The following is a 12,446-nucleotide window of genomic DNA, read 5'->3' as shown; positions in this document are numbered from 1 at the left end:
CAAGCGCTGTATTAATTTCATTTTTTAATACTTATTTTAATTGATATTGATTAGCCGGGTCAAAATCTTATTTTTTCATCGAACGTAAGACATAAACCGCAGTATCTAATATCTTTATTTCATCAGGAGAAGGCATTTTCCCTTCTTTTTGCGTTGTTTTCTTATCAGGCTTCAACTCTACAATCAAACCAATTTTAAGATATCGGCCGCTGTTGACTCCGCCAATATTGAGAATAAGTCCGTCTTTCGGATCTCCTAGCTTAATAAAATATCCTGGTTCACGTTGCGCACTTTTCTCAACCGTCTTATCCGATACAACTCTCGTAGCAATCAAGTACGAAATACCACCGGCTAAAATTAAACCTACCACAATTAAGATGATGACTGTCATCATCGACATCTTCTTGGTTTTTTCTTCTTCAGCCACTGGCACACCTCCATTACGTATTAATTAACCAAATTGTATAGCAATAGGTAAAACAGGTTTTAGCGATTCCTAAACAATGCTCGCCGATAATCCATGACTTTACGTACAATTTCATCCATTGACTCTTCTACAATTAACTTCTTGCCACTGATCAGAGTAATTACAGTATCGGGTGTCTCTTCAATAGTTTCAATTAACTCGGCATTAACGACAAAATCACGGTCTTGTGACTTGAGTTTGGTAACCTTAATCATGTTTATACCCTCACTTTTTTAAAATAGGTAGCGGAAGAGAGGTCTTCCCTCCGCTACCATGTAATTATCGCTTCAAATTAGCCAACAGTTCCAACATTTCGTCGGTTGTAGTAATAATTTTGGAGTTAGCTTGGAAGCCACGCTGAGTAATAATCATATCGCTAAATTGCTGCGCCAAATCAACATTGGACATTTCCAAAGTGCCGCCAGTAAAAGTACCACGTCCACCAGCGCCAGCAATACCAATCTGAGGATCACCTGAGTTAGTTGATACAGCATACATATTCTGCCCAACTTTGTTTAAACCGCTGGGGTTATTGAACACTGCCAACGCTATTTGCGCAAGCTTCTGGGTTCTCCCATTGGTAAACCCGCCAATAATAACACCGTTTTGATCAATAGTTAATTTAGCAAGATCCAATGTTCCTGCTGCATACCCGTCGCCATTTGCAGCCTGGATAGTGGATTCACCACCGTATTGGGTAAGTGAATTGAAGTTCTGATTTATTGACATAGTATTAGCACTGCCATTAGGTACAATAGTCAACTCAGTTGCTGGCCCTGTGGTATAAGGTAATGTGCTATCAGCGACAAATGAGCCTGAAACAGGAGGCGTTTGAGCACCTAAATTTAAGGCTACTGTACGTGTAATACTTCCCTCTTTGTAGTTGAATGAGGAAGGAAAACCATTATATGTCGCTCCATCATAGGAAATAGTCCCACTAACTGGAGTTGCCTCTTTATCACTAAGATCGGTAATCTTGTACTTCCACGTACCATCCTTGGCAGGTGAAGCCAGAGGATCCCATGCCTGCGTATTCGTAAATTCCATTTTAAACACATGAGGAACACCACTACTGTCAAAAACAGTATGATAAACCGTTGACACAGAATTTAAAGTATTATCGAGTTGGAGATTATTAATAGTGAGACTTGTTGTTGTAGGAGGAGTGGGTGGATTAGCGGGTATCGTTGTATAAGTAGTCGTACTAGCACCCACAAAAGCATTATTAGCCGGATCTACTGAACCGCCAACATGATTCAGTGGTATACTTTTTAAAACCCCACCATCCCTATAACTTATATCAATAGGAAAACCGGTGTATTCACGCGTTGCTGGAGGAGTTGGCGCTGTTGCTGGATATGTAATAATCCCATTAATTGGTGCCATTGCAGGATCATTGAGATCAACAATCGTATAATTCCATTGGCCATCAGTAGCCCCATCAGCCCATGACTGAACATTAGTAATAGTCATTCTAAATGTATGTTGTACACCATTTGTATCAACAATAGTATGATCTATCACCTGTGTGGAAGGATTGGCATTATTAAGTTGCAAAGTTCCTATTTCCAGACTGGAAGGTGCTGTAACTTGAGGTACTACAGAATTCACTGAACTGAGTTTCCCTTCCGAGTCAAAAGTAATCTCTGTAATTGCCCCACCAGTAATTGTACCATCAGTAAACGTTGAAGTAGATATCCATTTATTATCACTGACTTTTACAAAGGTTTGGTTTAATTTATGTGCATTACCAAGACTATCATATATAGTGATTCCGGCTGGTACAATAGAACCTATTTCATCATCGGCTGATAAATTATTAACCAAAGAAAAAGATGTTGTAGCCTTAGCCGGCATGGTAGCTCCAACAGGAACTTGAATATTACCAGGCGTAGAACTGGTGTTAATCACTCCATCCGAATCGGCCATCCAGCCTACTACTTTGAGACCAGTACCTGGTATTAAATAATTTCCTTGCACATCAAAATCAAAATTGCCAGCACGGGTATAGTATTGATTTAGGCCATCTGACACAACAAAGAATCCTTGGCCCTGAATGGATAAGTCTGTCTGTTTACCCGTTGTCTGGTAACTACCATCAGTGAAAATGGTATCAATACTAGCTACGCCTGTCCCAAGACCAACCTGCATGGGATTTGTGCCGCCGCGATTACCTTGAGCTGCAGAAGCACTTTGCAGGGTTTGGTTCAAAACATCCTGAAAGTTTACTCTACTACCTTTGAAACCAATAGTGTTGACATTAGCTATGTTGTTGCCAATAACATCCATACGGGTCTGATGGCTTTTGAGACCGGATACACCGGCAAATAGTGAACGCATCATAGTTACAATTGACCTCCTTTTTATTGAAAGATATGGCTGCGTCTGTCATTCAGCAGCCTAACGGGCTTCCTCAAGAGGTCCAGCCCTAAATAATCACCGCACTGTCGATATTGGTAAATACATTGTCTTTAATACTAGCACCGTCCAGTGCCGTAATAATGGTTTTATTTTTTACGCTAACAACAAAGGCTAGGTTGTTATTCATCAAAATGAGCGACTCTTTTGCCCCTTTTTGTGCCGCCTTCTCTACTGCCTGGCTAAGCTTAGCAAGCTGTGTGCTGTCGAGCTGGATTTTCCGGCTGTTTAGACGTTGAGAGAATTTAACACCGGCAACTTCCTGTGCTAACAGATGATTGAAACTAGACCCAGCAGTCGTTTTATTGGTTTTAGCATCAACCTGTGCTGTAGCTGGCTTGGCTGGAGAAATAACCGGCGCTATAGGTTGATATGGATTGTAGATACGATTATCAGCCATCATTTTATTGTCGACTGCGGAAGTTCGACTGCTGTTACTTGTTTTAATTCAATCGAAGTAGAACCAATGACTAACTTTGGTTCATTATTAACCATTCTTACAGATTCAACAATCCCTGATTGCTCTTGCGCATTACCATCAAGCCATCTGACCTGAAGCCCAATCAAACCACTAGCTTGTGACATCGCCATGGCCGCGCTCATATTCTGCATTTGTTCCAAAGTGGAAAACTGGGCCATTTGTGCAATAAATTCTTTATCTTCCAGTGGATCTAGTGGGTCCTGGTATTTAAGCTGGGTAACCAATAATTTTAGAAAATCATCTTTACCAAGGCTGCTTTTGGTAGTCGTGGTAGTACTGTTAGTACTGGAGGAAGTTTGTGTAGTATTAGCCACATTATAAATACTGGACATAGTTGCACCTCCTTAAGTGTTATATACGGTAATCCACACCGTCTTGGCTGCCCAATCCGGAAATCCTACTTTCTGCCAGCTCGCCATCAATAGCTTCTACAAACTCATCAACTGCTTTCTTATTAGTAAACTTAATGAATTGCTGACGCGAGTTTCTCTCCTGGTCATGGTTAGGCAAAAATTGGTCAAGTCCGGCAGAAATACTTACATTATCAACCTTAAGTCCCTGATTTGCTAATTCCAGTTTGAGTTGTGGCAATGATTGTTCAATGATGTGACGTACCTCAGAATTGTTGGAGTGAAAGCTGGCATTTACCACCCCGTTTTCTACAGCCACCTTAAGGGTAAGTTCACCCAGATGTTCAGGTTTTAATTTAATAATCATTTCCGTGGTTTGTGGCTTAGCTATAAGTCGTGTATGCTCGACTATTTGATCGACTACCTGATGAACATCGGTAAAAGGAAGTCCTGGCTGTTGAGTCTCTGTGGAAGCAGTTGGATTAATTTTATTTAATGCCGCATCCAAACCTTGAGCAAAAGTGTGCGTATTAGTTACTTCCACTGTATTGATAGGTATGTCTTGCATTAGCTTATACTGATTTGATAGACTTTCGTCAGCAAAGTGTTTTTGGCCATCCCCAGCAAATCCTTTGCTTGGATTTTTTCCCTTTTGATCCAGCGATACAAGCGGTATGACCTCAGTCTCTAGTTGTGGCAGCTCAGATTTACCTATTAGTTCATTTGCTCTACTGGTTTCAGCTTTCTGTTGTTGACTGTGAATAGATATTCCACTCTGAGACGCTATGATGGTTTGATTTGTCAAGGATTCCATAGTATCATTGCTTTGAGCAGGTAATGATATGGCATGTTCCTGTTGCGTACTCCGAGTTGTAACTGTAGACATCATATTGGCCTGTGTGTTTGCAGGAATCGGTTCTTCTGACATTTGCACTGATGACATTGGGTTATTATCTGCAGCAACTGTATTGTCTGCAGTGATACTATTGCCTTCAGTAACTTTGCCGGATTGCATGACTACTGGTGTAAGTAATTCAGGCAAGGGGATTAACGGCTGCTGATTTGTGGCTAGAACTGTTGCAACACCATTGTCGGTGGTTAAAGGAATCTGACCAGCAGCAGTTGACGATACTAGAGCTGACGATGCTACCTGCATCGCGGTTAGTAACATCGCGCTAGCCTCAGCTGCAGTGTTGTCATTTAATACTATGTCTTCACCTGACAGCAGATCTTCGATTAAAGGTTGGCTATCAGCAGGATCACAAGTTTTAATCACTAAGCTTGTCGGCACATTAGGTAGCAAAAGTTTATCAGACTTATTGTCTGTTGACTCGCCTGTACCAGATTGCATAACTGCAGTGTGCAGTTTATCGCTGAAACTATTATTTTGCTGACCTTGGGATTTTTTGTTAGTCATCATACTGGAAGTAGTAGCTGGCGCTTGCGCATTGACTTGTAATAAACCCATGTTTGCGTTCACGTTTTTCACCCCCTTTCACTACATACTTGACACTACATACTTGCTTTTTTTAAAAGCGCAACGGCTGTTGCTGGCCTTTTAGCATATTTTCAGTAATACGGGCAGCACGCTTAGAATCAAACAAAGCTAAAATCTTAGAAACTTGATCTTCTTCCATTTTGTTGAAAATGGCGATAATAGTAGCATCATCTAATTCATTCATAATCGTAACGGCTGCATCAGGTTTCATGCCGCTATATAATCGCGCTAATTTGGAAATACGCTTAGCTTCTTCTTGTTGTTTGAGCTTAGCTTGTTTTTCTATCTCTTCCTTGGTAATGATATCAGAATTTGGAGTTTGCATAATTGACGCAGAGTTTGGCGATTGCTGAATTTGATTGGCTGTTACTGGCGGTATTGATACAGGTTGTTCTGTGACAATATTTTCTTTTACCCCTTCTTCCAGTTCTTCTCTCAGCTCTACCGTCTCAAAATTGGTTTTAGGAAAAAATCGTTCAACCACCGGATGCTGGGATAGACCAAAGTCTTGAACAATTTTTCCCACATCAACAAATTTAAAATACACTCCGACACCAAAACCAATTGCGATAAGAATGCACAAAATCAAAACTACTGACATGATTTTAAATACTAATGCGAATTTTGACGGAGATTCTTGCGTAGTCTGCACAACAGGTTGTTGCGCAGATTTGGCAGTAGACTTTTTAGGTTTTTCAGCCATGATTAATTATAAACTCCTCTACTTAGCCAGTGATAACACTCTGGCCACATAGTTTCGGGTTTCACTATACGGAGGAATACCGTTATATGTTTTTACTGCTTGCGGCCCAGCATTATAAGCAGCTACCGCTTTACTGATATCCCCATCAAAAATAGTAAGCAGCTGTTTAAGATAGCGAACACCGCCGTCAATGTTTTCCCGCGAGTCTGTTATATTACGTATACCTAGTGAGCGGGCAGTTTCAGGCATTAGTTGCATGACGCCAACAGCACCGACAGGCGAAACAGCGTCAGGTGACAATCCTGATTCAGTTTCAGCTACCGCTAATGCCAGTTTAGGATCAACACCATATTTTTTAGCGGCCAAGCGAATCATCTTTTCAATATCTGCCCTGCCAGCAGAACTTGCAGTGTTAACATCTCTTGATTGCTGGGCAGCCTTTGCCGCAGTAAGCGTAGTAGCAAAATCACCGACAGGTCGAGGTAAGGTACGCGAAAACCGCTGCTCTATAGCAGCAATTCGCTGCATTACCTGGTTGATACTTTGCATTATGTTAATCACTCTCCTTGTCACGCATAAAAGCTTGCGTTCCAAGCTCATCAAGAATTTTTTGTTCTTCTCGCATCAACTCGTTATTATACTGTTCCAAACGCCTTTTTCGTAAATCTTCAACAAGTTTTCGTCGTTTCATGGCAGCTTCCAATATGGTTAGACATTCCTGACGATAAGAGTCCGCCTTAGCAACTTGGTCAATTTGAATAGTAATTTCTTTCTTAATTTTATCTATATAGTTGCTATACATCGTAAGTGTCTCTACTGTTGGTTGCTTGGCCTGTTCTTCATTCAGAAGACTAAGATTGGACGATAACTTATTTTGCAGCTCGCTCAACAATTCCTGTTCTTTTCGTAAGCGGTTAGTGGCTTCAGCTAACTTAGCCTGCGCTTGTTCTTCTTGCATTCTGCGAAATTTGAGCAGCGTTTCCAGACGAAACTGAAATTTCTTCATAAGTTTTCATCCTTAGTAGACGATCTAAGCAACAATACTTTTTAAGCGCTGAATAGTCTCGGACATCGGGGTATTTTCATTAACATCTTGCTGAAGAAACTTTTTTATTTCAGCAATGGCGGCAATTGCCTGGTCAATAGCCGGATTACTGCCATGAGCATATGCACCAATATTAATTAAATCCTCGGCTTCACGATATGTCGCAAGTAAGGTACGCAGGCGCTGCGCGCATTGTATATGATCCTTATCCACGATTTCCATCATTACCCGGCTTACACTAGCTAACACATCAATGGCCGGATAATGATTTTGTGCAGCCAAATTGCGGCTCAATACAATGTGACCATCAAGGATACTACGAACAGCGTCAGCAATCGGCTCATTCATGTCATCCCCATCAACTAATACTGTGTAAATGCCAGTTATTGACCCTCTATCACCCGTCCCAGAGCGCTCAAGCAATTTTGGCAATACAGCAAATACGGACGGAGTGTAACCCCGAGTAGCCGGCGGTTCACCTACCGTCAACCCAACTTCTCGTTGTGCCATAGCAAACCGAGTCACAGAATCCATCATGAGCATAACATCTAGTCCCTGATCCCGAAAATACTCGGCAATGGCCGTAGCTGTCATTGCCCCTTTTAGCCTGACTAACGCTGGCTGGTCAGAGGTTGCAACAACGACAACCGATCGCTTTAAACCCTCTTCTCCTAAATCCCGCTCAATAAATTCTCTGACTTCCCGACCGCGTTCACCAATAAGGGCGATTACACTAATATCCGCTTCAGTATTACGAGCAATCATCCCCAGGAGCGTACTCTTCCCAACACCACTGCCAGCCATAATCCCTACCCGCTGGCCTTTACCAAGGGTAAGTAAACTGTCAATAGCGCGAACGCCTACACCAAGTTTTTCAGAAATACGGCGACGGGTTAAAGGCGGTGGCGGCAAAGCACTAAGAGGATATTGGTGATTACTGTTCAATGGACCTTTGCCGTCAATTGGATTGCCGAGTCCATCCAAAATTCGTCCTAATAATTGACGCCCTACACTTATTTTAAGCATCCTATTCGCAGAAACTACTTCACAGCCAGGCCCAATGCCTTGTATTTCTCCAACAGGCATTAATAGCACGCGATTTTCTCTAAAACCTACAACTTCAGCGGGAATCGGTTCACCGGAATTACGCGGATAAATATAGCACAATTCTCCAAGATTTACGTTTGGTCCTTGCGATTCGATAACTAGTCCAATTATCTGAGTAATTTTACCATTTAACTTAATAGTATCAGTATTATGTATAGCTGAGATATAATTCGATACATCTAATGTTCTTTTCATGGCATTACATCCTGAATCGCCTTGTAAATCAATTCTAACTTGGTATCCAATCTAGCATCTACTGTACCTAAAGAGGTTTCTATGATACAACCGCCCCGCGGTACAATATGATCGGTGGTTACACTAATGGCATTTTCGCTACCAACCATGGTTTGCAAATCACGTTTAGCCATGAGTACCATCTCATAATCGTCAGGGTTTACCCTAATAACAATTTGTTCCTGATCACGTACCTTATTTAATGCTTCTTTAACAATCGGCAGTATAGTATTGGGGTTTTCTTCAATCTCCCTTGCCAGCACTTTGCTCGCTACCGCAAGAGCAATTTCAACAATTTCTCGTTCAGCCTCAAGAATCATTCGGCGAGCTTCCTGTTCTGCTGTCTGTATAATTTTTTCTGCCTTCTCAACCTTTAATTGCATTGTATGTTGCATTTCATCCAGCGCTGCTTGCTTTCCTTGCGCAAAGCCTTCCTGCTGGCCTTGTTCAAACCCATCCTGATAACCTTTGCTTTGGCCTTCTTCGTAAGCTTGGCGCGCTAGCTCCTCGGCCTTTCTTTCAGCCTCAGCCATGCATTTAGCCGCAGCTTCTTCTGCCTTGGCGATAATCATCTTGGCTTCACAGCGAACAGCCTCTAAATCAATGGCTGGCACAGTAGGTTGTGACTCCGGTTCACGCACTGGTTCCGGCGGTATGACCGGACGGGCTTTGATAATCACCGGGCAATTCTTCTCGAAGAAAACACTTTTTATGATCTTAGACAATTATTTCGTCTCCCTTACCACGTGAAACAACAATTTCACCTGATTCTTCGAGACGGCGTATACAATTAACAATTTTCTGCTGTGCTTCTTCTACATCCCTGATACGAACTGGCCCCATGTATTCGATTTCCTCGCGAAGCATATCCCCGGCCCGTTTAGAAATATTTCTATATACTTTTTCCGACACCTCTTTTGTCGTTGCCTTAAGAGCCAACGCCAAGTCTTTGTTATCAATTTCTCTAAGCACAAGCTGAAGTGATCTGTCGTCGAGAAGCACAATATCCTCGAAAACAAACATCCGTTTCTTAATTTCTTCCGCCAGCTCAGGATTTTGAACTTCCATATTTTCAATGATTGTGCGTTCAGTTGTCCTGTCAACCCGGTTAAGAATATCAACAACAGAGTCAACACCACCAGCAGCAGTAAAGTCTTGCGTAACCAGTGATGATAATTTGCGTTCAAGAATTCTTTCCACATCCCGAATTACATCTGGCGAAGTCCGATCCATTGTAGCAATCCTCCGGGCAACATCAACCTGCCGTTCGGGTGGCAATGCAGAAACAATAGCAGCAGCTTGCTCTGGCTGTAGATAAGCCATGATTAATGCGATGGTTTGAGGATGTTCATTTTGGATGAAGTTAAGTAGTTGGGCGGGATCGGTTTTACGCGCAAAGTCAAACGGACGAATTTGCAGACTGGTAGTTAAACGATTAATAATCGATACCGCTTTTTCAGCACCCAATGCTTTCTCCAACACTTCACGGGCGTAATCCAGACCTCCGTTGGAAATATACTCTTTAGCCACACACATTTGATAAAACTCTGCCATTACTTTATCTTTTTGTTCTTGAGTTAATTTTCGTTGATTGGCAATTTCCAACGTTAATTTTTCAATTTCATCCTCACGCATATGTTTTAGCACCTGGGCTGAGATATCAGGCCCCAAAGCAATCAACAAAATTGCTGCTTTTTGTTTTCCTGTCAGTTCATTCGAGTGGTACATGGCCTTAACACCTCTCATTACTCATCCGCTAACCAAACTCTAAGAATTTGAGCCACATCCTCAGGCCGTGACTTAGCAAATTTTTCAATAGAACCTCTCTGGTCAGAACGTTCTTTTTCCTGGGCATCTAATTCTTCTTTAGCCGCTTCGGCCTCCAAATCAGCTATTGATTGTGGTTCAAGCGCCAGAGCTTCGAGAGCTTCCTCTTCGCGGCGACGAGCATTTCTTCTATACAAGTAGTAGAATAACGCAAGCAAGGAAATAACCGCTAATCCTACTGCTGCCATAAGCATCTGCTGTTCTTTTTTAGCTGCTTCCTCTTCTTCTTTGCGTAGTTTATCAGCCAATTCAGTATTAAACTGAATAGTTTCTACTGCAATGGCGTCGCCACGCGCCGGATTAAAACCTATCGCAGAAGCTACCGTCTTGGTAAGGCTGTCTTGTTGAGATTGAGGTATCGAGGCATCAACAAGAACGGCTACTGTTAAACGTTTGATGGAACCAGGGGTACTTATTACCTTCTCTTTAGTTTCGTTAATTTCATAATTACGGGTTGCTTCTTTTTTCTCGTAGTTAGACTCTGAGTTATTATTGGCAGCAACATAGCCTGGAATATTAGAAGTTGTCCCTGGAATCCCACCTGGAGCAGCAGCCGAATTTCCTTGGTAAGTTTCATTGACTTCGTGCGAGCTGCGCAAGATACCTTTATCATCGACAACAGGTTCAAAAATCTGACGATCCAAGGTACGTTGATCAAAATTCAACTCAACATTTACTCTAGCCGCAGCTTTTCCCATTCCTAACGTTTGGTCAAGTAAGGACTGGACATTCTTTTGTAACTCATCCTGTACCTTTTTAGTCATTTCAAATTGAGTTAATGCCGCAGCACCAGCAAGGAGTGGAGTTTCTTCCTGGTCATTTAAAACCCGGGCAAACTGGTCAACAACAGTGATATTCTCCGGTTTTAACCCCTGAACACTATGAGCTACCAAATTAACAATACCTTTTATTTGCTGCTGGGTCAGGTTGGCTTGCGGCTTAAGCTTTAACATAATTGACGCAGTAGCCGGCTTCTCTGTTTTTTTATAGAGACTATCTTCAGACATTACAATATGTACTCTAGCCTTTTCTACCTCTTCCATCTGTTCAATGGTTCGCGTTAGTTCTCCCTGAATGGCTTGCAACAATTGCACCTTGTTTTGAAATTCTGTAGCGCCAAATTTGCTTTGCTCAAAAATCTCAAACCCTTTATTTCCTCTTGGTAAACCTTGGCTCGCTAATTCCAACCTTAGCTTGTGAACATCCTTCGAGGGGACTAAAATGTCAGTTCCCTTACTGCCTGTTTGAACTTCGTACTCTGCCTTCATCTCTTTTAGTTTTGCAGTAACATTTCCAGCATCTTCAGCTTCAAGATTAGTAAACAACGGTACATTATCCGGGCGGCTGCCCCACCAATAACTCCATAATAATATAGAAAGAAATATAAATGCAGCAATACCAATAATAATATACTTTTGTTTTTTATCCATGTTTTGCCAAAGACGCAGAGACTGTTCCTTCAAGTCACCCATGTCTCCACCCTTTCAGTTACGGAAAAATATATACCATCGCATAAAAATTAGTTTAGATTATTGCAGATATTCCTTAAAACTAACATTTGCTATCCACACTTTCAATCTTATACCTGCATTCTCATAACTTCCTGATAAGCATCAATTACTTTATTACGAACTTGCATAGTAAGCTGCAAAGCAATTGACGCTTTTTCAGCAGCGATAGTTACTTCAGCAATATCTTGAATCTTGCCTGCCGCTAAATTCAAAGAGGCTTGTTTAGCTTGATGTTGCAAGTTATTTACATTATGTAATGCATCTTTTAAAAATTCGCCGAAAGTTTTCTCTGATTCTTCAGTTGGAGCCAACGAAGTGGTTTCTGGCAAAGCACCTTTGACAGGCATTAATTTTAGCGCTTCTATTTTCATCTATACTTCTCCTACTTTCCAATATCTAATGCTTTCATGGCCATACTTTTGGCAGCATTGACAGCCGCCACATTGGCCTCATAAGCTCTAGTTGCAGTAATCATATCAACCATTTCACTAACAATATTAATATTTGGCATTTCTACATAACCCTCTTGGTTAGCATCTGGATGATTAGGATCATACATGAGTTTAAACGGGGCATTGTCTTTAATAATGCCAGTTACCCGCACACCATTTCCTGCAGTTATGTCTGTTTCCATTTGACGCGACAGCATCTGCCCAAAGGAAGGATGTTCAGATCGGGGCTCAAACACTACCATTTGACGACGATAAGGACCGCCTTCTGCGGTACGAGTAGTATTAACATTAGCTATATTATTTGAAATGACATCCATTCGCAGCCTCTCGGCCGTCATTCCCGAGGCTGCAGCA

15 protein-coding genes are annotated in these 12,446 nt (G+C 41.7%); all 15 read right to left on the bottom strand.

All coding sequences use genetic code 11. The features are described from left to right. Positions 1–67: 67 nt before the first annotated feature. On the bottom strand, positions 68–427 hold the full coding sequence (locus AC29Z1_RS05420; RefSeq protein WP_488270437.1) for a flagellar basal body-associated FliL family protein: 360 nt from the start codon (positions 425–427) through the stop codon (positions 68–70). 59 nt (positions 428–486) lie between these two features. Further along, entirely contained in the window at positions 487–681 is a 195-nt protein-coding gene (locus AC29Z1_RS05415) for a flagellar FlbD family protein (protein WP_488270436.1), read from the bottom strand. A 64-nt stretch (positions 682–745) separates the two neighbouring features. Then, positions 746–2,809 (bottom strand): flagellar hook-basal body complex protein, encoded by a 2,064-nt coding sequence (locus tag AC29Z1_RS05410; protein ID WP_488270435.1) that lies wholly within the window; start codon positions 2,807–2,809, stop codon positions 746–748. A gap of 85 nt (positions 2,810–2,894) precedes the next feature. Continuing rightward, on the bottom strand, positions 2,895–3,284 hold the full coding sequence (locus AC29Z1_RS05405; protein ID WP_488270434.1) for a TIGR02530 family flagellar biosynthesis protein: 390 nt from the start codon (positions 3,282–3,284) through the stop codon (positions 2,895–2,897). Continuing rightward, positions 3,284–3,697: a flagellar hook assembly protein FlgD gene (gene flgD / locus AC29Z1_RS05400; RefSeq protein ID WP_488270433.1), complete on the bottom strand. Its 414-nt coding sequence runs from the start codon at positions 3,695–3,697 to the stop codon at positions 3,284–3,286. Before flgD ends, AC29Z1_RS05405 begins: the two co-directional genes overlap by 1 nt. Before the next feature lie 19 nt (positions 3,698–3,716). After that, on the bottom strand, positions 3,717–5,195 hold the full coding sequence (locus tag AC29Z1_RS05395; protein ID WP_488270432.1) for a flagellar hook-length control protein FliK: 1,479 nt from the start codon (positions 5,193–5,195) through the stop codon (positions 3,717–3,719). A gap of 49 nt (positions 5,196–5,244) precedes the next feature. Further along, positions 5,245–5,916, bottom strand: a complete 672-nt coding sequence (locus AC29Z1_RS05390) for a MotE family protein (protein ID WP_488270431.1) — start codon at positions 5,914–5,916, stop codon at positions 5,245–5,247. Positions 5,917–5,934: 18 nt separating this feature from the next. Further along, on the bottom strand, positions 5,935–6,465 hold the full coding sequence (locus AC29Z1_RS05385) for a lytic transglycosylase domain-containing protein (protein WP_488270430.1): 531 nt from the start codon (positions 6,463–6,465) through the stop codon (positions 5,935–5,937). Positions 6,466–6,469: 4 nt separating this feature from the next. After that, positions 6,470–6,922, bottom strand: a complete 453-nt coding sequence (gene fliJ, locus AC29Z1_RS05380; RefSeq protein ID WP_488270429.1) for a flagellar export protein FliJ — start codon at positions 6,920–6,922, stop codon at positions 6,470–6,472. 24 nt (positions 6,923–6,946) lie between these two features. After that, on the bottom strand, positions 6,947–8,263 hold the full coding sequence (gene fliI, locus AC29Z1_RS05375) for a flagellar protein export ATPase FliI (protein ID WP_488270428.1): 1,317 nt from the start codon (positions 8,261–8,263) through the stop codon (positions 6,947–6,949). Beyond that, a complete protein-coding gene (locus AC29Z1_RS05370) occupies positions 8,260–9,027 on the bottom strand; it encodes a FliH/SctL family protein (RefSeq protein ID WP_488270427.1) in 768 nt (255 codons plus the stop codon). The genes fliI and AC29Z1_RS05370 overlap by 4 nt, the downstream gene beginning before the upstream one ends. Then, positions 9,020–10,030, bottom strand: a complete 1,011-nt coding sequence (fliG, locus tag AC29Z1_RS05365; protein ID WP_488270438.1) for a flagellar motor switch protein FliG — start codon at positions 10,028–10,030, stop codon at positions 9,020–9,022. The genes AC29Z1_RS05370 and fliG overlap by 8 nt, the downstream gene beginning before the upstream one ends. A 17-nt stretch (positions 10,031–10,047) precedes the next feature. Beyond that, entirely contained in the window at positions 10,048–11,601 is a 1,554-nt protein-coding gene (gene fliF / locus AC29Z1_RS05360) for a flagellar basal-body MS-ring/collar protein FliF (protein ID WP_488270426.1), read from the bottom strand. Between the two features lie 107 nt (positions 11,602–11,708). After that, on the bottom strand, positions 11,709–12,011 hold the full coding sequence (gene fliE / locus AC29Z1_RS05355; protein WP_488270425.1) for a flagellar hook-basal body complex protein FliE: 303 nt from the start codon (positions 12,009–12,011) through the stop codon (positions 11,709–11,711). 11 nt (positions 12,012–12,022) lie between these two features. Then, positions 12,023–12,446, bottom strand: a 424-nt coding sequence (gene flgC / locus AC29Z1_RS05350) for a flagellar basal body rod protein FlgC (RefSeq protein ID WP_488270424.1), incomplete at its 5' end; no start/stop codon positions are given.

It is taken from the genome of Sporomusa sp. (assembly GCF_057736855.1).
The sequence above is the reverse complement of the archived record's forward strand: the minus strand, read 5'-3'. Positions and strand labels throughout refer to the sequence as shown.